This window comes from Streptomyces sp. A5-4 (genome assembly GCF_051131715.1).
Classification (GTDB): domain Bacteria; phylum Actinomycetota; class Actinomycetes; order Streptomycetales; family Streptomycetaceae; genus Streptomyces.
This window is the reverse complement of sequence record NZ_CP178591.1, coordinates 4,846,702-4,866,148: the sequence shown is the minus strand read 5'-3', so window position 1 is coordinate 4,866,148 and position 19,447 is coordinate 4,846,702. Positions and strand designations below refer to the sequence as shown.

Here is a 19,447-nt window from a genome sequence, read left to right as displayed (position 1 = left end):
CACGAACTTGCGCGGAGCAGCACTAGTACCGCCGGGTCACCCCGACCGCCCCCGCCCCCACGGCCGCCGCCTCCCGAAGCACCCGCACCGGCCCGTCAAGCAACTCCGCCGCATCCCCGCCGTCCCCGCCCCCGATCCCCCGCAGCCACGCCTCGATCCGCGCCAGCACCTCCGTACGCCGGTGCCCGCTCACCCCCAGCACCGCCTCCACCTGTGGAAGCACCCCCCGCACCGCGTCCGCGGTGAGCAGGAAGTCCCCGAACCAGCCCGGCAGCGCCGCCGCCGCCTCCGCCCCCAGCCCGTAACAGAGCGCCGCGGCCGGCCCCGCCCCACGCGCCGCCGCCGTGAAGGGCCGGCTCCCCTCCACCGCCCCGCGCACCAGGTCGAGGCTTGCCTCCCGCATCGCGTCCACCGCCGGCGCCGACGGCCCGCCGCTGTCGGTGAACTCCGCGAAGCGACGCGCGGCGGGGGTCGCCAGCAGCGTCTGCGGATCGTCGGGGTCGAGCGTGAAGAAGGGTTCGCGGTCGCCGCCGGAGAGCCACCAGCGCAGGGTCTCGGCGTAGCCGGGCGGCGTGTGCCATTCGCCGGGGAGATGTGCGAACCGCCCCGGCAGCGCTGCCACTTCGGCATCGGGTACGGCGCCAATGACCCACAGACCTGTGGTGCTCATGACGAAAGGCTAAGGGCTGTCCCAAGAGCTCGGGGCAGCACTGTCCGACCCGGGATCTACATTTGCGTTCATGGAACCGACCGTACGTATCGAGCCCTGGTCCGAGGACGAGTTGGAGCTGCTCCGGCGTGCGAACGTGCCGGAGATGATGAAGCATGTCGGAGGCCCGGAGACCGAGGAGCAGTTGCTCGCGCGGCACAAGAGGTATGTGAACGAGGACGGCTCGCACAACGGCCGGATGTTCCGGATCGTGCTGCTGCCCGAGGGTGAGTCGGCCGGCACGATCGGCTTCTGGAACCGGATCTGGCAGGGCGAGGCGGTGTACGAGACCGGTTGGGGCGTGCTGCCCGAGTTCCAGGGGCGGGGCGTCGCGAAGGCGGCGACGGCGGCGACGGTGGCGCTCGCGAGGGCCGAGGGCCACCACCGCTATCTGCACGCGTTCCCTTCCGTCGACAATCCCGCGTCGAACGCGCTGTGCGCGAAGGCGGGCTTCGAGTTCGTCGGCGCGTGCGACTTCGAGTTCCCCCCGGGGAACCAGATGCGGTGCAACGACTGGCGCCTCGACCTCCGCGCCTGAGCGCGGACCCCGGCCACCACCCGTGAACGAACCGGACCGCCGCCCGCGAGCGAACCTCGCCCCGCGCGCGTGAGCGCAGACCCGGGCCACCACCCGTGAACGAACCCGACGCGCCCGCGAGCGAACCTCGATCTCCGCGCGTGAGCGCAAACCCTTACCACCACCCGTGAGCGAACCCGACCGCCGCCCGTAAGCGACCCTCGCCCCCCACGCATGAGCGCAGACGAACCCGGCCACCACCCGTGAACGGACCCCGCCCCCACGCATGGGCCAGGGCTCCGGCTCCCACGCGCCGGCAGGCCGCAACCGCCGCGCGGCCAGGGCCGGCCGGACACCAGTGGGCCCCGGCCTCCCCACAGGCGCGTAAATATTACCTGCGTCACGCAGTTTCTGTGCAAGGCTGAGAACCCGGCATCTGAAACAGCCGCACCGCAGAGTGCGCGCACCCCGAAGGGAACCTCTCCTCATGACCACCCTCGTCACCGGCAGCCGCGGCCGCGTCGGCTCCACCCTCATCGAGCTGCTGCACAGCAAGGGCCTCGGCGTACGGGCCGCCTCCGCCGCTCCCGAGAAGCTGGTGCCGCCCGCAGGCGTAGCCACCGTGCGCTGCGACCTCAACGACCCCACGACCTTCGCCGCCGCCCTCGACTCGGTCACCTCCGTCTTCCTCTACGCCAACGGCTCCCACATCGACGCCTTCATCACGGCGGCCCGCGCGGCGGGCGTCGAGCACGTCGTGCTGCTCTCCTCCAGCTCGGTTCTCGCGCCCGATCCCACCAACGACCCGATCGCCAGGTCGCACTTCCTGGTCGAGCAGGCCCTGACCGCGGCGGACGGCCTCACGGCGACCTTCCTGCGGCCCGGCCCGTTCGCCACCAACGCCTTCCAGTGGTCCCGCGCCGCGAAGGCCGGGGGCCCGATCGACCACCCCTTTCCGCTGAGCCAGGCCGACCCCATCCATGAGGCGGACATCGCCGACTCCGCGCTGGCGGTGCTCACCACACCCGCGCTGCAGGGCGCGGCGTACCTGCTCACCGGGCCCGAGTCGCTCAGCGCGGCCACGCAGATCGAGCTGCTGGGACGCGCGACGGGCCAGGACATCGCCGTGAACGTGGTGGGCCGCGACGCGTGGAAGCAGTCCGTGGCCGGTCATATCCCCGGCTTCGTCGCGGACGCGCTGCTCGGCTTCTGGGCGCAGAGCGACGGTTCACCCGTGCCCCTGACCCGTGCGGTCGAGGAGCTGACCGGCCACCCGGGCCGCCCCTTCGCCCAGTGGGCGCGGGAGAACGCGGCAGCCTTCAGCCAGTGATCCGGGCAGTCCGCGCCCACCCCGCGGAAAGCCGTGGCCCCCGCCGACGCGGCAGTGGCATGCTGACGGCGTGAACGGACCGGAGATCCACCTCGCCTTCGCCCCCGAGCTGCACCTCTTCGTCGCGGTGGAGCGGCGCGGCGGTCGCACCGCGCTGGCGACCGACGGGTCGTCGACGCTCGGCCACGTCGTCGAGTCGCTGGGGGTCCCACTCACCGAGGCGGGCCAACTGCTGGTCGACGGCCGCGAAGTGGCCGTCTCCCACATCCCGGCGGCGGGCGAGAGTGTCGAGGTGCGGGCGGTGGAGCGGCCACAGCGACTGCCCGGCGGCCCGCCGCGGTTCCTGCTGGACGTCCATCTCGGCACGCTGGCAAGGCGGTTGCGGCTGCTCGGCGTCGACGCGGCGTACTTCAGCGAGGACATCGGCGACCCCGCCCTGGCCACGTACTCCGCGCGCGACCGGCGCGTCCTGCTGTCGCGGGACCGCGGGCTGCTGCGCCGCCGCGAGCTGTGGGCCGGCGCGTACATCTACAGCGACCGCACCGATGACCAACTCCGCGATGTACTCAGCCGGTTCAGGCCCACGCTCGCCCCCTGGACGCGCTGCACCGCCTGCAACGGCGACCTCACTTCCGTCACCAAGGAAACCGTCCGCGACCTCCTGGAGGGCGGCACGGAGCGTTCGTACGACGTCTTCGCGCAGTGCACGGCGTGCGAGCGGGTGTACTGGCGCGGCGCGCACCACACGCGCCTGCAGACGATCGTCGACGACGCGCTGGCCGAATTCGGCGGAGCGGGCGCGCGGCAGACCCCGCAGCCCACCTGAGGGCCGTCCCACTCCTCAGGGAGCGTCCAGCTCCCCACTGCGCAACAGCTCGACCTGCGCGGCGCTGACCTCCACGGTCCGCCACATATGGTCGATGATCAGGGCGAGTTGATCGTCGTCGTACGTTTCGAAGATCGTCGCCCAGCGTCCGCTCAGCTTCTCCCACACCGCCCCGAAGGCGGCCATCCGTTCGGGCACCGTCTCGACCAGCACCCGCCGCCGGTCCGCCGTGTCGCGGCGGCGGGTGACATAGCCGGACCGCTCCAGCCGGTCGACGAGCCGGGTCGCGGACCCGGTGGTGAGCCCGGTCAGCTCCGCGACGCGGCCGGTGGTGACCGGACCGGGTTCGAGGCCCAGCAGATTGAGGCACTGGAGATCGGTGGGGTGCAGACTCACATGGTCGGCGACGGCCTGGTTGAACAGGGCGTACGAGGCCATGGAGCGGCGCGATGCGACGGTCAGCTCCGCCACCAGGGTGCGGCGCCGGGCCCTGCTTGTCTGCGGCATGCAGAGAGTGTACGGAGCAGAGGTCGCCGGGGGCGGGCAGGCCGGTTCGCCGACGACGCCACGGGCCGGGCGCGCTGCGCCTACGGGCGCTCCGCCGTCAGATAGCGCTGCACGGTCGGCGCCAGCCAGCCGACCACCTCGTCCCGCTCCATCTCGACGGCGGCCGGCAGCCGCAGCACGTACCGCGTCATCGCCATGCCCAGGATCTGCGAGGACACCAGCGCGGCACGCCGGTTCGCCTCGGCGGGGTCGTGCCCCAGGGCGGCCGCCATGGGGACGAGCTGCTCCTGGAAGATCGCCTGCATGCGCTCGGCGCCCGCGGCGTTGGTGACCCCGACGCGCAGCAGCGCGGTCAGCACCTCGTTCGCCTCCCAGCGGTCCAGGAAGTGACCGACGAGGAGCACACCGACGTGTTCGCCGCCCTGCTCGGCCGGGTCGGGCAGCCGCAGGTCGAACTCGGAGGCGGCGGCGAAGAGCCCCTCCTTGTTGCCGAAGTAGCGCATCACCATCGACGGGTCGATGTCCGCGTCGCGCGCGATGGCGCGGATGGTGGCGCGCTCGTACCCGTCGGCAGCGAACCGCTCACGGGCGGCTTCGAGAATCGCGGCCTTGGTGATGTCGGAGCGGCGCGGCGGCCTGGGCACATCGGTCATGCCCAGGAATGTAGGCCAACGGACGTTGACATACCAGCGCCAGTGCGCGCCGCCCAGCGCCGCGCACCCCCGGCGAGCACCGGCATCCGGTCAGAAGAAACCGGTCAGAAGAAGTAGCGGTCCCCCGTGGCCGGGGCCAGCACCCGGTGCTCGTTGTTCTGCGGGTTCCGGTCGGACGCACCACCGTTCCACGCCGTGTCGATCCGCACAGTCACCTCGGCGGCGTGCACCGGCACCCGGAGCGCGAGGTCGAGCCCCCGCCCCGCCCCAGCACCCACCCGCAGCACCCCCGCCCCGCACAGCACCTCGTCCACCCCGGCCCGCAGGCAGCCCGGGGGCAGCGCCTGCGCACCGGTCGGAGGCACCGAGAACCTCAGCCGTACGGTCGCGCCCGGCACCCCCGAGGGCCCGTGGTTCGCCACCACCAGCCGCACGCCGAGCCGCCCTTCGCGCACCGTCACATGCCCGTGGTACGCCACGTCCGCCTCCGGGGCGATCCCCCCGACCCCCGCGCGAGCCCCCGCACCCGAACTCACACCTGCCACACCCACCACGGCCACAACCGCCCCGGCCACCGCCACCCATGCCCTGCGCATCGCAACCATGTCCCGAACATACCGATTCATCCCGCCGGGCCCGCCCGTCTCCCCATGACACGCTGAGCCCATGCTTTTCGCCCGCTCCGCCGCCCTCTTCCTCGTCGCCGCGCTTTTCGAGATCGGCGGCGCCTGGCTCGTCTGGCAGGGCGTGCGCGAGCATCGGGGCTGGATCTGGATCGGCGCCGGGATCATCGCCCTCGGCGCGTACGGCTTCGTCGCCACGCTCCAGCCGGACGGCGAATTCGGCCGCATCCTCGCCGCGTACGGCGGTGTTTTCGTCGCGGGCTCCATCGCCTGGGGCATGGTCGCCGACGGCTACCGCCCCGACCGCTGGGACGTGACCGGCGCCCTGGTCTGTCTCGCCGGAATGGCCCTCATCATGTACGCACCACGGGCTCGCTAACCTGTTCCCCATGCCTACGCCCATCGCCATCATCACCGGAGCGAGCAGCGGAATCGGTGCCGCGACCGCTCGCCAACTGGCCGCAGCCGGTTACCGCGTCGTCCTCACCGCCCGCCGCAAGGACCGCATCGAGGCCCTGGAGGCGGAGCTCACGGCCGCGGGTCACCAGGCGACGGCGTACCCCCTGGACGTCACCGACCGCGCGGCCGTCGACCAGTTCGCCACCGTCTTCCGCAGCCTCGCGGTCCTCGTCAACAACGCGGGCGGCGCGCTCGGCGCGGACCCGGTCGCCACCAGCGACCCCGACGACTGGCGCCAGATGTACGAGACCAACGTCATCGGCACCCTCAACCTCACCCAGGCGCTGCTCCCCGCCCTCACCGCGAGCGGCGACGGAACGGTGGTCGTGCTGTCCTCCACCGCGGGGCACGGCACGTACGAGAACGGCGGCGGCTACGTGGCTGCCAAGCACGGCGCCCATGTCCTCGCCGAGACCCTGCGCCTGGAGATCGTCGGCACCCCGGTCCGGGTGATCGAGATCGCCCCCGGCATGGTCAAGACGGAGGAGTTCGCGACGACCCGCTTCCGCGGCGACACCGACAAGGCCGCGAAGGTCTACGCGGGCGTGGCCGAGCCCCTCAGCGCCGACGACGTGGCGGAGACGATCACCTGGGCGGTCACCCGCCCGCCGCACGTCAACATCGACCTCCTGGTGGTCCGCCCCCGCGCCCAGGCCTCCAACACCAAGGTGCACAGGGAGCTGTAGGCCGGGCACTCCACCCGCTACTCCACCGGCACGATCCGGGCGACCACCGTCTCCACCAGCTGGTCGAGTCCTGCGTCGGAGAGCATCCCGGGCAGCGTGAAGTGCTCCAGCATCAGCCCGGTCATCGCGAGGTAGAGCACCAGGAACGTGTCCGCGTCACCCGGCAGGCGAGCGTCCACGTAGGAACGTGCGCTCTTCTCGAAGGCGGCGCGGACATTCCGGTTGAGCTGCTCCTGGAGCGCCGGCCGACGGGTCGCCTCCAGGCGCAGCTCCAGCAGGGCGAGGTAGCCGGAGCGGTCGTCGGCCATGCGCCGCACCAGCGACCGCATCAGCCCGGTGAGCATCGCGCGCGTGGGCCCCGCCGGCCGCGCCGCCTCGTCGACCGCGCCCGGGTCGGGGGTGTTGCGCACCTGGATACGGGCGCCCGCCTGCATGAACAGATCGTCGCGGCCGATGAAGTAGTTGGACGCCGTGCCGACCGGGACAGCGGCCTGGGTGTCGACGGCCCGAAACGTGAGCCCGCGCGCCCCTTCCTGCGCCAGCACCTCGATGGCGGCGTCGACGAGCGCCGTCCTGCGCTCCGGATTCCTGCCCATGCGGACCCGCCTCTTCCATCCCATCGCGTAACCACTCCAACCCAACCACTATATGCGCAGTGGTTACCGGCCGGCGACGTGATCGCCACGGTGCGCGAACCCCACTCGGGCGACAGCGACTTGGCCGCCTTTCCCCGCGCCGGACATGCGGAGGCCCCCGGCACCATCGGGACGCTGTTGGCGAATTCAGACATTGAGCCCGGTGCGAGCTTCAGCTCGCACCGGGCTCTCCTATAAAAGCCAGCGCTGAGGTGCGAGGATGCGTAAGTGGTGACGGAAGCAGAGTGGGAGCGAGTTCAAGGTGAGCTGCGCTTCGGTCAGGTCCTCACGGGCACTGTCGTCCGAGTGCCCAGGCCCGGGGCGATCGGGATCTTCGTGGACATTGGCCTCAGTGTCGAAGGGTTCGTCGACGTCGTGCTTCTGCCTCGTCGGCGAAGCGAGGACTGGCCTGTCGAGGGAACAGTGACCGACTTCGAGGTCTGGTGGGTTCACAGCGATCACCACCAGATACGGCTGAAGCCCTCTGACCCGCGGTACCTGTGCGAGGACTTCGCCGACTTCGTCGCCCGATACAGGCCCAATTGGCCATCCGACATCGGCAAAGCTTTAAGAGGTTCCGGGGCCATCAATCCGTAGACGCTGCTCAGCCCTCGCTCTGCTGAAGAGCCGCAGAGTGTGAGACGCGCGTGCGGGCATGGGAGGTACCGGAGAGCCAGGCGTCGATGCGGGCGAGGTTGATCGCCGCCCCGGTGAGCTGGTGCTGGAGGCTGGTCTTAGCAAGCCCGCGGTAGCGGGATCTGCGCAGGCCGCAGCGCCCTACGCCTTGGGAAATGGTGCCTTCCACTCCGGCGCGGAGTTGATAGCGCGTCTTCCATTCGTCGGTTTCCTGCTCGGCCCGGCGCTGGTGCAGAACTTCCTGGATGTCCAGGTCCTGGAAAGTCAGCTTGCGGCGTGGTCCGCGCGTGCAGGAATCCTTGACATGGCAACGTCGGCAGTCGGCCATGGAGAACTGGACTCGGATGTCGACTCGGTCCCCGGCGGGTTCCCTCGCCCAGCGAGTGCTGGTCTTACCGCCAGGACAGGTGACCTTGCAGTGGTCCCAGTCGATAGTGAACGCGCCGACGGGGAAGCGGCCGTCAGTCCTACCCTGCCAGCTTGGGCCGGGCACCATCGGTCCCACCAGATCAATGCTGTGGTCGCGCCGGGCCGCGACGATGTGTCGGGCGCTGACATAGCCGGCGTCGACCAGGTGCTCGTCGGGAAGCAGTTGGGTACGGGCGAGACCAGCGTGGACAGCCGGGACCATGTCGAAGTCGCTGACCGTGGCGTCGGTGGTGGCGACATGCGTGATCAGGTTCGGGGTGTCGGCACCGCAGGTCTCAGTGAGGTGGACTTTGCATCCGTCCCAGAAGGTGTCGCGCTTCGCGCCGTCGCGGGCCTCGATGGCATCGGGGTTGACCAGGCGCGTCACGCCTGGCGGCCGGTCTTTGGGAACGCCGCTCGGGCCACCCGAACCGTCTCCACCGGGATCTCCACTGCCCCGCCCGGGCGCATCGACATCGGCTCTCTCTCCCTACGACAACGTCGGCTCCCAAGACCACACCCGGGTCTTGGGAGCCGACGTCACGCACACCCCCGAATTAACCAACAGCGTCCCGCGCCGGGGGCCCGCACACTCCACGTCCGGGCCGTCAGCCCTTGACGCAAATGACCTGCTTCAGCTTCGCGACGACCTCGACCAGGTCGCGCTGCTGGTCGATGACCTTCTCGATCGACTTGTACGCACCCGGAATCTCATCCACGACGCCAGAGTCCTTGCGGCACTCCACGCCCTGGGTCTGATCGGCCAGGTCCTTCGTCGAGAAGCGCTTCTTCGCGGCGGTACGGCTCATCCTCCGACCGGCGCCGTGGGACGCCGAGTTGAACGACTTCTCGTTCCCCAGCCCCTTCACGATGTACGAACCCGTGCCCATCGAGCCCGGGATGATCCCGAACTCACCGGAGCCGGCCCGGATCGCGCCCTTCCGGGTGACCAGCAGGTCCATGCCGTCGTAACGCTCTTCGCTGACGTAGTTGTGGTGGCAGCTGATCACCGGCTCGAAAGCCACCTTGGCCTTCTTGAACTCCTTGCGGACCACGTCCTGGAAGAGCCCCATCATGATCGACCGGTTGTACTTCGCGTACTCCTGCGCCCAGAACAGGTCGTTCCGGTACGCCGCCATCTGCGGGGTGTCCGAGATGAAGACGGCGAGGTCCCGGTCGACCAGCCCCTGGTTGTGCGGCAGCTTCTGGGCCTGGCCGATATGGAAGTCGGCCAGCTCCTTGCCGATGTTCCTGGACCCGGAGTGCAGCATCAGCCAGACCGAACCTGTCTCATCGAGACAGAACTCAATGAAGTGATTCCCGCTGCCGAGCGTTCCGATCTGCTTCGTGGCCCGCTCCTGACGGAACTTGACCGCTTCGGCGATCCCGTCGAACCGCTTCCAGAAGTCGTCCCACCCACCCGTCGCGAACCCGTGCAACTGCCCCGGGTCGACCGGCGAGTCGTGCATCCCGCGTCCCACCGGGATCGCCTGCTCGATCTTGGAGCGGAGGCGGGACAGGTCGCCCGGCAGATCGTTCGCCGTCAGCGAGGTCTTCACCGCCGACATTCCGCAGCCGATGTCCACACCGACCGCGGCCGGACACACCGCCCCGTGCATGGCGATCACCGAACCGACGGTCGCCCCCTTGCCGTAGTGGACGTCCGGCATTACTGCGAGACCCTTGATCCAGGGCAGCGTGGAGACGTTCTGGAGCTGCTGCATCGCGCCGCCCTCAACTGTCGCCGGGTCCGCCCACATCCTGATCGGGACCTTCGCACCCGGTACCTCTACATACGACATAGCTCCTCGATCTCCCCGTAAGTGTGAAAAAGCAAAACTGACGCAAATCTCAATGAAAGAGACAGCGGACCGGCGTCGTGGCCGGTGCGTGCGATAGACATTGTGTCCACCGGCCGCCATCGCGCGGCAACCGCATTTCTCATCGAAGGGAGCCTGGGACCGTGCAGCGAAAGGTGTTCGTACCCGGCGTCGCGCTCCTCGCGGCGCTCGCCGCCGGCTGCACCGGCGGCTCCGGTACCGAGGGCTCCACCGCCGACTCCAAGGCGGGCGACCCCACCACGTCCGCCGCGCCGGACGGCAAGTACCGCACGCTCCGCGAGCCCTGCGGCTCCGTCGACCGCGGCATGCTGCGCGACCTGCTGCCCGGCGCCACCAGCCTGCCGCCCGAGCAGCAGGAGAAGGCGTACGCGGGCACGGCCGACGTGACCTACGACACCGACCGACGGGTCGGCTGCCGCTGGAAGGCCGACTCCCCGGAGGCCACCCACCAACTGGTCGTCGACTTCGAGCGGGTCGTCTCCTACGACACCACCGTCAGCGACGACGACCGCGCCGAGGAGGTGTACGCGAAGCAGGTGACCGCCGCCCACCTGCCGTCCCCCTCGGCCACCCCCGAGGACGAGGAGACGGGCGAGGAGACGGGCGAGGAGACGAGCGGGACGAGCCCGTCCCCCGACGCGGACGCCTCGCCGTCGGCCTCCGCCGAGCCCGGTGACACACCCGCCGACGCGGCCGACGCCCCCTCGCCGACCCCCGAGGGGCTCCAGCCGCGCACCCTCGGAGGTCTCGGCGACGCCGCCTTCCTGAACGACGTACTCGCCAGGTCCGACTCGACGGCGCAGCGCCGCACGGTCAGCGTGGTATTCCGCACATCGAACGTGATCGTGACCGTCCGGTACAGCGCCCAGCCGGCCCTGATGACCACCGCCCCCGACAGCAAGGAACTGCAGGAGAAGGCCCAGGCCGTGGCCCGCAGGCTCGCCGAGCAGATCACCGAATAGGGCCGCGGACGCCGGGCCGCACGGGCCGGGCAGCGCCTTGAGCGCGGCCCGGCGCGGATCGCCCCCGGCGTACCGTGGCCGCAGGAATCCGTCCCGAGAGCCCCGTCCCACGAGCCTCAGACGCGAGAGCGCCTGTCCCATGAGCCTCAGACCCGTGAGCGAAGGAACCATGCACCGATCAGCCCCGCGACTCACCCGCATTCTCGCCTGCGCCGCCGTACCGGTGATGCTCGTCGTCGCCGGCTGCTCGTCGGACTCCGACGGTGGGAAGGACGCTTCGCCGTCCGCCAGCGCCTCATCCAAGGCGCCGGCCAAGCCGACGGTCCAGCCCGCGGCGTTCGACACGCTGCCGAAGCCGTGCGACGGGATCACGCCGAAGACGACCGCATCGCTCGTGCCGGACGCGAAGGACAAGTCCGGCACCTCCGACCGGTCCAACGACGTCTCCACGCGCGGCGGTTGCTCCTGGAACGGGCTGGAGAGCAAGGGCGTGAAGGGGTCCCAGTACCGCTGGCTCTCCGTGTCGTTCATGCGCTACGACTCCGACCAGGCCCGCGGCGCCGGCGACAAGCTCGCCGGGGAGTACTACGCGAAGCAGGTCGAGGCCGCGAAGGCGACCGACAGCGCGAAGAAGGTCAAGGCGGAGCCCGCCACCGGCATCGGCGACCAGGCCACCACCATCACGTACGGCCTGCGGAAGACCGACGCGGACTTCGGATACGCAACGATCGTGACGCGGACGGAAAACGCCGTCGCCACGGTCGTCTACAACGGCGCGGGCTACCAGGGTGCCAAGTCCCCCGACCCCGCCGACCTGGTGAAGGACGCTCAGAAGGCGGCCAAGGAGGCCGTGGCTTCGGTCACTGCCGCCAACAAGAAGAGCTGAGCCCGTGCCGAGCGGCAAGTAGTACGTTGTAGCCGTTTCCGGCGCTTTGCGGAGCCCGGACCTCCTCCTGGGGGCCGGGCTTCGGCTGTACCCGCGCAACGCGACCCGCACACGTGTGCCAGGCTGGCCTCCGCCAAGTTGGACGTACGGGAGGGGATCGCGGGTGGCCGCGATGCAGCTGACACGCACGCACCGCATTTTGATCGGGGTCGTCGTCACCGGAGCGGTGCTCATCGCCGCGATCGGTTTCGCGGGCTCCTACGCCGCGGTGCGTGAGCTCGCGGAGCAGAAGGGTTTCGGGGACTTCTCCCTGGTCTTCCCGATCGGCATCGACGCGGGTATCTGCGTCCTGCTGGCGCTGGACCTGCTGCTGACATGGATGCGGATCCCGTTCCCGCTGCTGCGTCAGACGGCGTGGCTGCTGACCATCGCCACGATCGCGTTCAACGGCGCGGCGTCCTGGCCGGACCCGCTGGGTGTCGGCATGCATGCCGTGATCCCGGTGCTGTTCGTGGTCTCGGTGGAGGCGGCGCGGCACGCGGTCGGCCGGATCGCCGACATCACGGCCGACAAGCACATGGACGGCGTGCGCCTCACCCGCTGGTTGCTGTCGCCGCTGCCGACGTTCAAGCTGTGGCGGCGCATGAAGCTGTGGGAGCTGCGTTCGTACGAGCAGGTCATCAAGCTGGAGCAGGACCGCCTGATCTACCAGGCACGCCTCCAGGCCCGCTTCGGCCGCGCGTGGCGGCGCAAGGCCCCGGTCGAGTCGCTGATGCCGCTGCGCCTCGCCCGCTACGGCGTGCCGCTCTCGGAGACCGGACCCGCGGGGCTCGCCGCCGCGGGCATAGAGCCGGCGCTGCTGCCGCCGGTGGCGCAGCAGGAGCCCCAGCAGGCGCAGCAGCAGGTGCCGCAGCCACTGCAGGAGCAGCCGCAGTTGGCGGCGGCCCAGGTGCAGCAGGCGCCGGCGCTCCCGGCGCAGGCCTCACCGCAGCCGCAGCCGCAGCCGCAGTCCCAGCCCCAGCCGCTCCCGCAGGACCACCAGCAACCGCAGCCGCAGTCCCAGCCGCAGCCGCTCCCGCAGGACCACCAGCAGCCCCAGGAACCGCACGAGCCCCAGAACCAGGGCCAGCTCCAGCCGCAGGGCCGGCAGCCGGACCCGGCGGAAGAGACCCAGCAGGCCGCGCGGCAGGACGGCGCCCAGGCCGCGCACGTGAGCCCCAGCCCCTGGTTCGCGGCGCCACAGGCTCCGCAGGAGGCGTACGAGGGCGCGTACGACCCGTCGTACGTCGAGCCCGCGTATGCCGAGGAGCCCGGGGCCGCCCCCGTGATGGTCCCCTCGGGCCCCGGCCGCACCCGCCCGCTCGGCGGCATCCCCGGCCCGCGCAGCGAGCAGGATCCGGCGAACTACCAGGAGGAGCAGCGGCAGGCAGAGGAGATGGAGGAGGAGTTCTCGGCGGAGGAGACGTACTACAACGCGTTCCGCAAGTACGTCAGCGAGAACAGCACCTTTCCGACGGCCCGCCAGCTCGGCTCGTACCTCCAGGACCTGTACTCCCAGGCCCCGGTCCCCGGCGAACTGGCCGAGTACAACCGGCGGTTCGAGATCCGCTACCAGCAGGAGCTCGACGCGGAGCACATCGCGTAGCGGGTGTCTTTGGCCGATCGTGATCGTGGTCGGCCGGATCAGCGACACCGCCGTTAGGCGACCCGCTTCCTGCGCCCGGCCTCCCCCCAGACCGCGAGGACGGCCCCGACGACGGCGAGGGCGGCGTAGCCCGCGGTCGGGATCTCCCACCATCGGTGCAACAGGCCCCAGGGGCCGTCACCGAAGGTCCTACCGAGTACGCCGAGCGCGCCTTGAATGCCGACGACCCAGCCGATGATTGCGACGGTTTCTTTCATACGTCCACGATCACCCGGGTCCCGCGCCGAGACGTCCTGCGCAGGGTCGAACCCGCAGTACGTCGAAGGATGCAGCCGCGGGGCGTGGGGCGCCGGACGGGCTGAGACGCAGCCCGTCCGGCGCCCCACGGACACGCCCGCGGGGCGTCCGGGAACCCGCCCCGGACGCGGCAGGGGCGGGGGCGGGGCGGAAACAAGCCCCGCGCGGCGGCTACGCCCCCAACAGCTTCCTGACCCGCTCCGCCCCCACCGCGAGCAGCAGCGTCGGCAGCCGCGGCCCGGTGTCCCGCCCGACCAGCAGCCGGTACAGCAGCGCGAAGAACGACCGCTGCGCCACCTTCAGCTCCGGCGTCGGCTTCGCGTCCGGCGCCAGCCCCGCCATCACCTTCGGCACGCCGTAGACCAGCGTCGTCAGCCCGTCCAGCGACCAGTGCGCGTCGAGGCCGTCCACCAGCCGCCGCAGCGACTCGCGCCCGGCGTCGTCCAGCGCGCCCAAGGTCTCCGTGTCCGGCTCGCCGCGCACGACGGTGCGCTGCTCGGCCGGCACCTGGGTGCTGATCCAGCTCTCCGCGCGGTCGAGCCGCGGCCGTACCTCGTCCAGGGACGAGATCGGGTTCTCCGGGTCCAGCTCGCTGAGGATGCGCAGCGTCTGGTCCTCGGCCCCGGCCGTGATGTCGGCCACCGAGGCGAGCGTGCGGTACGACAACGGCCGTGGTGTGCGCGGCAGTTCACCGGCCGCGGTGCCGATCGCCCGGGAGTGCGCCGCCGCGTCGGCCGGCAGCACCGTGCCCTCGGCGACCTTCTTCTCCAGCGAGTCCCACTCGTCGTACAGCCGCTGGATCTCCTGGTCGAAGGCGATCTTGAACGACTGGTTGGGCCGGCGCCGCGCGTACAGCCAGCGCAGCAGCGGCGCCTCCATGATCCGCAGCGCGTCGACGGCCGTCGGCACGCCGCCCTTGCTGGACGACATCTTCGCCATGCCGCTGATCCCGACGAAGGCGTACATCGGCCCGATCGGCTGCACCCCGTCGAAGACCTCGCGCACGATCTGCCCGCCGACGACGAAGGACGATCCGGGCGAGGAGTGGTCGACGCCACTCGGCTCGAAGATCACGCCTTCGTACGCCCAGCGCATCGGCCAGTCGACCTTCCAGACCAGCTTGCCGCCGTTGAACTCGCTCAGCAGGACGGTCTCGGCGTGCCCGCAGACACAGGTGTACGACAGCTCCGTGGTCACGTCGTCGTACGCCGTGACCGTGGTCGTGTCCCGGCCGCAGACGGTGCAGTACGGCTTGTACGGGAAGTACCCCGCGCCGCCGCCGCTGCCGTCGTCCTCGTCGGCCGCGCCGGACCCCTCGGCGGCCTCCAGCTCGGCCTCGTCGACCGGCTTCTGCCCCTTCTTGCCACCGCCGGGCTTGATCTTCGTCCGGTAGCGGTCGAGTACGGAGTCGATGTCCGCCCGGTGCTTCATCGCGTGCAGGATCTGCTCGCGGTAGACCCCGCTGGTGTACTGCTCCGTCTGGCTGATGCCGTCGTACTCGACACCGAGCTCGGCGAGCGCCTCGGTCATGGCCGCCTTGAAGTGCTCGGCCCAGTTCGGGTACGCGGAGCCGGCCGGTGCGGGCACGGCGGTCAGCGGCCTGCCGATGTGCTCGGCCCACGACGTGTCGACGCCGGGGACGCCCGCGGGTACCTTCCGGAACCGGTCGTAGTCGTCCCAGGAGATCAGGTGCCTGACCTCGTACCCGCGCCGGCGGAGCTCGTCGGCGACCAGATGGGGGGTCATGACCTCGCGCAGGTTGCCCAGGTGGATCGGACCCGAGGGTGAGAGTCCGGACGCGACGACGATCGCCGGCGCGGCAGCGCCCGAGTGTTTCGCCCCAGGGGCACGTCGCTCCGACTCGGCGATGACATCGTCCGCGAAGCGGGAGACCCAGTCGGTCTCTGTGCTGCTCTGAGCCACGATCGGCACGTCCTTCTTTCTCGTCGGCTTGCGTGCGCCATTCTCCCAGACGGTACGACCTCGCCCGAGGTTGCCTTGAGAACGGCCGACACAACGGGGAGCGGCGTCACGGGGTCCGGCACGCGCATCTGCCGCGTTGTCGTCGATCAACCACGCTCCGCGTCGCCTCAAGCCGCCGCCCCGCAGCCGCACGCAACCGGACCCCGCTCCTTCACCCGCCCCCCATGCGCCGGTCGCTCTCATACGAGAAGACCCGCCCCCACCCCACATGAAATACTCGGTCGCACACTCCACCTCTCCTCGACAGGAACGGCAGCTCATGGCCTCGGTCCAATCCCTCGCCTCGACCGTCAATCAGCGCGTCGCGGACGCCCTCTCGGCAGCCCTGCCGGAGGCCGGCGCCGCCGACCCGCTGCTGCGACGAAGCGACCGGGCCGACTTCCAGGCGAACGGGATCCTGGCCCTCGCGAAGAAGGCCAAGGCCAACCCGCGCGAGCTGGCCACCCAGGTCGTCGCGGCGCTGCCCGCCGGCGATGTGATCAAGGACATCGAGGTCTCGGGCCCCGGCTTCCTCAACATCACGGTCACCGACAGGGCGATCGTCGAGACCCTCGCGGCCCGCGCCGCCGACGACCGGCTCGGCGTGCCGCTCGCCGCTGCCCCCGGCACGACGGTCGTCGACTACGCCCAGCCGAACGTCGCCAAGGAGATGCACGTCGGCCATCTGCGCTCCGCCGTGATCGGCGCCGCGATGGTCGAGATCCTGGAGTTCACCGGCGAGAAGGTGGTGCGCCGCCACCACATCGGCGACTGGGGCACCCAGTACGGAATGCTCATCCAGTACTTGATCGAGCACCCGCACGAGCTCGACCACAAGGACGGCGAGGAGGTCTCCGGCGAGGAGGCCATGTCGTCCCTGAACCGCATCTACAAGGCGTCACGCGTGGTCTTCGACTCCGACGAGGCGTTCAAGGAGCGGGCCAGGGACCGGGTGGTGGCCCTCCAGTCCGGAGACCCCGAGACGCGTGCCCACTGGCAGCGCTTCGTCGACGAGTCGAAGATCTACTTCTACTCGGTCTTCAACAAGCTCGACATGGACATCCGGGACGCCGACATCGTCGGCGAGTCCGGCTACAACGACATGCTCGAAGCGACCTGCCGTCTCCTGGAGGAGTCCGGCGTCGCGGTCCGCTCCGAGGGTGCGCTCTGTGTCTTCTTCGACGACGTGAAGGGCCCGGACGGCAACCCGACCCCGCTCATCGTCAAGAAGACCAACGGCGGTTACGGCTACGCGGCCACCGACCTCTCCGCGATCCGCAACCGTGTGAGCGACCTCAAGGCGACCACGCTGCTGTACGTCGTGGACGTCCGCCAGTCCCTCCACTTCAGGATGGTCTTCGAGACGGCCCGCCGCGCGGGCTGGCTGACCGACGGCGTCAAGGCCCACCAGCTGGGCTTCGGCACGGTCCTGGGCAAGGACGGCAAGCCGTTCAAGACCCGGGAGGGCGAGACCGTACGCCTCGTCGACCTCCTGGACGAGGCGGTCGACCGCGCCACGACGGTCGTCCGCGAGAAGGACGCCCAGGGCGGCCTGACCGAGGAGGAGATCGTCGAGCGCGGTACGCAGGTCGGCATCGGTGCGATCAAGTACGCCGACCTGTCCACGTCCGCGTCCCGCGACTACAAGTTCGACCTCGACCAGATGGTGTCGCTCAACGGCGACACGTCGGTGTACATCCAGTACGCGTACGCCCGCATCCGGTCGATCCTCCGCAAGGCGGGCGAGGCGAAGCCGACCGCCCATTTCGACCTCGAACTCGCTCCCGCCGAGCGGGCGTTGGGCCTGCACCTGGACCAGTTCGGGGAGAACCTGGCCGAGGTGGCTTCGTCGTACGAGCCGCACAAGCTCGCGGCGTACCTCTACCAACTGGCCTCGCACTTCACGACGTTCTACGACCAGTGCCCGGTCCTGAAGCCCGAGGTCCCCGCCGAGGTCGCCCAGAACCGCCTCTTCCTCTGCGACCTGACCGCCCGCACCCTCCACCAGGGCATGGCCCTGCTCGGCATCCGCACCCCCGAGCGCCTCTGACCGCAGGCAGCGGCCAGCGCACGCACGACCCTCCGCCGGTTCCGACCGGTGGGGGGTCGTCTGCGTTCACGGGTTCACGGGTTCACATCAGCGCGTGCGACGTCCGGCCCGAGTCCTCATCGATTTCCGTGTGTGCCTTCTGCAGCAGCAGCGAGGCAATCTCCATGAGCGCTCGCGCGCCCGCGACCTCCTCGCCGACCCGCAACTGTTCCGAATCGGTCGGGTGACGTCGGGCGGTGCCGTGACCACGTATTTCCGTGCCGTCGCCGAGCCTCACCATGGCGGCCGCCCTGGTCCGGTCGCCTTCCTCGTTGAACTCCATTTCGACGTGCCAGCCGACGAGTGTCTGCATGGCGGATCACCTCCAGCGGTACCTCTTCCAGGGTGCGCCGAATGGGCGCTGATCACCAGCGGGGCACAGACCATCCTTACCTTTTGGTAAGTACGTACTTTTCAGTCGGTACTTGTCGAAAAGAAAGCACCGGGCCAAGATCAAAGGGACCCCGAAGACACCTCCAAAAGGAGCCCGTCATGTCCGATTCCACCACCACCACCCCCACCCCTGACCCCGCCCCCGTCTCCGTCATCGGCCTCGGCATGATGGGCACCGCGCTCGCCGCCGCGTTCCTCGCGGCCGGTCACCCCACCACCGTCTGGAACCGTTCGGCGGCCAAGACCGGCCCCCTGACCGCCCAGGGCGCGCAGCCCGCCGCCACGGCCGCCGAGGCGGTCGCCGCGAGCCCGCTGGTGGTCGTGTGCCTCTCGACGTACGACACCGTGGAAGCCGTACTGCACCCCCTCGCGGAGCAGCTCACCGGCAAGACGGTCGTCAACCTCACCAACGGGACCCCGGCACAGGCCCGCGAGTTCGCCACCTGGGCGCGGAAGCAGGGCGCCGAGTACCTCGACGGCGGCATCATGGCCGTACCGCAGATGATCGCGGGCCCGTACGCGTACGTCCTCTACAGCGGCTCGCAGTCCGCCTTCGACGCCCACCGCGAGACCCTCGCCCGCCTCGGCGACACCAAGTGGGTCGGTACGGACCCGGGGCGCGCCGCGCTCCAGGACATCGCGCTGCTCACCGGCATGTACGGCATGTTCGCCGGCGTCCTGCAGGCCTTCGCGCTGGTGCGCTCGGAGGGCGTCTCGGCGGAGGAGTTCTCGTCGCTGCTGGTCCCGTGGATCGGCGCGATGACGGCGGACGCGGCGGCGATGGGCCGCGCGATCGACAACGGCGAGCACCTGACCGACGTCTCCAGCCTGGCCGTGAACCAGGCCGCTTTCCCGAACCTCCTCACCACCCACCGCGACCAGGGCGTCAACGCCGACCTGCTGGCCCCGTTCCAGACGCTGCTGGACCGCGCGGTGGCCGAGGGGCACGGCGCGGACGGCTTCTCGCGCCTGGTCGAGCTGCTCAAGTCCTGACGGCGAACTCGCACCACACGATCTTCCCGGGATCACGCTCGCCGACCCCCCATTTGTCCGCGAGCGCCGCGACCAGCAAGAGCCCCCGCCCCGACTCCCCGTCCGGCTCCCGCAACCGGGGCCGGCCCTCCCCGCTGTCATGCACCTCGATACGCAGCATCTCGTCGCCGTACGACAGATACAGCAGGTACCCCCGCCCCGACGGCACACCGTGCAGCAGCGCATTGGTCGCCAGCTCGCTCACGCACAGCAATACGTCGTCCACGCACCCGCCGAGCCCCCAGTCGCCCAGGGCCCACCGCGCGAACTGCCTGGCGGCGGGCACGGGACGCCGGTCCCGGCGGAAGAACTTCGCACGCGGCAGGGGTGGTTGATTTGTCTCATTCACGA

At 70.4% G+C, this 19,447-nt stretch carries 22 protein-coding genes; 11 read left to right on the top strand and 11 right to left on the bottom strand.

The window, feature by feature from the left end; translation table 11 throughout:
• Nucleotides 1-22 precede the first annotated feature (22 nt).
• Nucleotides 23-670 carry a hypothetical protein gene (locus ACLLJJ_RS22655; protein ID WP_434594549.1) on the bottom strand — a complete coding sequence of 216 codons (648 nt, stop codon included), beginning with the start codon at nt 668-670 and terminating at the stop codon, nt 23-25.
• A 70-nt stretch (nt 671-740) separates the two neighbouring features.
• Between ACLLJJ_RS22655 and ACLLJJ_RS22650 the strand changes: the two genes are divergently transcribed.
• The 3 genes from ACLLJJ_RS22650 to ACLLJJ_RS22640 all read left to right on the top strand — a co-directional run bounded on the left by ACLLJJ_RS22650 (nt 741) and on the right by ACLLJJ_RS22640 (nt 3,382).
• Complete coding sequence (locus ACLLJJ_RS22650; protein WP_434594546.1) at nt 741-1,247, top strand: GNAT family N-acetyltransferase; 507 nt, start codon at nt 741-743, stop codon at nt 1,245-1,247.
• Nucleotides 1,248-1,713: 466 nt separating this feature from the next.
• On the top strand, nt 1,714-2,556 hold the full coding sequence (locus tag ACLLJJ_RS22645; protein WP_434594543.1) for an NAD(P)H-binding protein: 843 nt from the start codon (nt 1,714-1,716) through the stop codon (nt 2,554-2,556).
• A 70-nt stretch (nt 2,557-2,626) separates the two neighbouring features.
• Complete coding sequence (locus ACLLJJ_RS22640) at nt 2,627-3,382, top strand: Mut7-C RNAse domain-containing protein (protein WP_434594541.1); 756 nt, start codon at nt 2,627-2,629, stop codon at nt 3,380-3,382.
• Nucleotides 3,383-3,397: 15 nt separating this feature from the next.
• On the opposite strand, the gene ACLLJJ_RS22635 is transcribed toward ACLLJJ_RS22640, so the two are convergent.
• The 3 genes from ACLLJJ_RS22635 to ACLLJJ_RS22625 all read right to left on the bottom strand — a co-directional run bounded on the left by ACLLJJ_RS22635 (nt 3,398) and on the right by ACLLJJ_RS22625 (nt 5,147).
• Complete coding sequence (locus ACLLJJ_RS22635; protein ID WP_434594539.1) at nt 3,398-3,889, bottom strand: MarR family winged helix-turn-helix transcriptional regulator; 492 nt, start codon at nt 3,887-3,889, stop codon at nt 3,398-3,400.
• A gap of 80 nt (nt 3,890-3,969) precedes the next feature.
• Nucleotides 3,970-4,542 (bottom strand): TetR family transcriptional regulator, encoded by a 573-nt coding sequence (locus ACLLJJ_RS22630; RefSeq protein ID WP_434594536.1) that lies wholly within the window; start codon nt 4,540-4,542, stop codon nt 3,970-3,972.
• Nucleotides 4,543-4,646: 104 nt separating this feature from the next.
• Nucleotides 4,647-5,147, bottom strand: coding sequence for a hypothetical protein (locus ACLLJJ_RS22625; RefSeq protein WP_434594534.1), 501 nt, complete (start codon nt 5,145-5,147; stop codon nt 4,647-4,649).
• A gap of 61 nt (nt 5,148-5,208) precedes the next feature.
• Between ACLLJJ_RS22625 and ACLLJJ_RS22620 the strand changes: the two genes are divergently transcribed.
• Nucleotides 5,209-5,544: a YnfA family protein gene (locus tag ACLLJJ_RS22620; RefSeq protein WP_434594531.1), complete on the top strand. Its 336-nt coding sequence runs from the start codon at nt 5,209-5,211 to the stop codon at nt 5,542-5,544.
• Nucleotides 5,545-5,554: 10 nt separating this feature from the next.
• Nucleotides 5,555-6,310: an SDR family NAD(P)-dependent oxidoreductase gene (locus ACLLJJ_RS22615; RefSeq protein ID WP_434594529.1), complete on the top strand. Its 756-nt coding sequence runs from the start codon at nt 5,555-5,557 to the stop codon at nt 6,308-6,310.
• A gap of 17 nt (nt 6,311-6,327) precedes the next feature.
• On the opposite strand, the gene ACLLJJ_RS22610 is transcribed toward ACLLJJ_RS22615, so the two are convergent.
• The gene (locus tag ACLLJJ_RS22610; protein ID WP_434594527.1) at nt 6,328-6,906 is read right to left on the bottom strand and encodes a TetR/AcrR family transcriptional regulator; all 579 of its coding nucleotides are present in this window, start codon (nt 6,904-6,906) and stop codon (nt 6,328-6,330) included.
• A gap of 270 nt (nt 6,907-7,176) precedes the next feature.
• Between ACLLJJ_RS22610 and ACLLJJ_RS22605 the strand changes: the two genes are divergently transcribed.
• Entirely contained in the window at nt 7,177-7,542 is a 366-nt protein-coding gene (locus tag ACLLJJ_RS22605; protein ID WP_434594524.1) for a S1 RNA-binding domain-containing protein, read from the top strand.
• A gap of 7 nt (nt 7,543-7,549) precedes the next feature.
• Here the strand turns inward: ACLLJJ_RS22605 and ACLLJJ_RS22600 are convergent, their stop codons facing one another.
• Together ACLLJJ_RS22600 and ACLLJJ_RS22595 are read right to left on the bottom strand one after the other, a co-directional pair.
• On the bottom strand, nt 7,550-8,377 hold the full coding sequence (locus ACLLJJ_RS22600) for a transposase (protein WP_434594521.1): 828 nt from the start codon (nt 8,375-8,377) through the stop codon (nt 7,550-7,552).
• 220 nt (nt 8,378-8,597) lie between these two features.
• Nucleotides 8,598-9,791, bottom strand: coding sequence for an RtcB family protein (locus tag ACLLJJ_RS22595; RefSeq protein ID WP_434594518.1), 1,194 nt, complete (start codon nt 9,789-9,791; stop codon nt 8,598-8,600).
• Between the two features lie 161 nt (nt 9,792-9,952).
• Between ACLLJJ_RS22595 and ACLLJJ_RS22590 the strand changes: the two genes are divergently transcribed.
• From ACLLJJ_RS22590 to ACLLJJ_RS22580, 3 genes are all read left to right on the top strand, one after another.
• Nucleotides 9,953-10,792: a DUF3558 domain-containing protein gene (locus tag ACLLJJ_RS22590; protein WP_434594516.1), complete on the top strand. Its 840-nt coding sequence runs from the start codon at nt 9,953-9,955 to the stop codon at nt 10,790-10,792.
• Between the two features lie 169 nt (nt 10,793-10,961).
• Nucleotides 10,962-11,678, top strand: coding sequence for a DUF3558 family protein (locus ACLLJJ_RS22585; protein ID WP_434594514.1), 717 nt, complete (start codon nt 10,962-10,964; stop codon nt 11,676-11,678).
• A gap of 163 nt (nt 11,679-11,841) precedes the next feature.
• Nucleotides 11,842-13,323 carry a DUF2637 domain-containing protein gene (locus ACLLJJ_RS22580; protein ID WP_434594512.1) on the top strand — a complete coding sequence of 494 codons (1,482 nt, stop codon included), beginning with the start codon at nt 11,842-11,844 and terminating at the stop codon, nt 13,321-13,323.
• 53 nt (nt 13,324-13,376) lie between these two features.
• On the opposite strand, the gene ACLLJJ_RS22575 is transcribed toward ACLLJJ_RS22580, so the two are convergent.
• Both ACLLJJ_RS22575 and lysS read right to left on the bottom strand, forming a co-directional pair.
• Nucleotides 13,377-13,580, bottom strand: a complete 204-nt coding sequence (locus ACLLJJ_RS22575) for a hypothetical protein (protein WP_434594509.1) — start codon at nt 13,578-13,580, stop codon at nt 13,377-13,379.
• A gap of 211 nt (nt 13,581-13,791) precedes the next feature.
• Nucleotides 13,792-15,552, bottom strand: coding sequence for a lysine--tRNA ligase (gene lysS, locus ACLLJJ_RS22570; RefSeq protein ID WP_434594507.1), 1,761 nt, complete (start codon nt 15,550-15,552; stop codon nt 13,792-13,794).
• Between the two features lie 310 nt (nt 15,553-15,862).
• On the opposite strand from lysS, the gene argS reads away from it, so the two are divergent.
• Nucleotides 15,863-17,632 (top strand): arginine--tRNA ligase, encoded by a 1,770-nt coding sequence (gene argS, locus ACLLJJ_RS22565; RefSeq protein ID WP_434594504.1) that lies wholly within the window; start codon nt 15,863-15,865, stop codon nt 17,630-17,632.
• 82 nt (nt 17,633-17,714) lie between these two features.
• Here the strand turns inward: argS and ACLLJJ_RS22560 are convergent, their stop codons facing one another.
• The gene (locus tag ACLLJJ_RS22560) at nt 17,715-17,984 is read right to left on the bottom strand and encodes a DUF1876 domain-containing protein (protein ID WP_434594502.1); all 270 of its coding nucleotides are present in this window, start codon (nt 17,982-17,984) and stop codon (nt 17,715-17,717) included.
• Nucleotides 17,985-18,163: 179 nt separating this feature from the next.
• On the opposite strand from ACLLJJ_RS22560, the gene ACLLJJ_RS22555 reads away from it, so the two are divergent.
• Nucleotides 18,164-19,057: an NAD(P)-dependent oxidoreductase gene (locus ACLLJJ_RS22555; protein ID WP_434594499.1), complete on the top strand. Its 894-nt coding sequence runs from the start codon at nt 18,164-18,166 to the stop codon at nt 19,055-19,057.
• Here the strand turns inward: ACLLJJ_RS22555 and ACLLJJ_RS22550 are convergent.
• On the bottom strand, nt 19,047-19,445 hold the full coding sequence (locus ACLLJJ_RS22550; RefSeq protein WP_434594496.1) for an ATP-binding protein: 399 nt from the start codon (nt 19,443-19,445) through the stop codon (nt 19,047-19,049). The two genes, ACLLJJ_RS22555 and ACLLJJ_RS22550, sit on opposite strands and share 11 nt — an antisense overlap.
• Between the last annotated feature and the right edge of the window lie 2 nt (nt 19,446-19,447).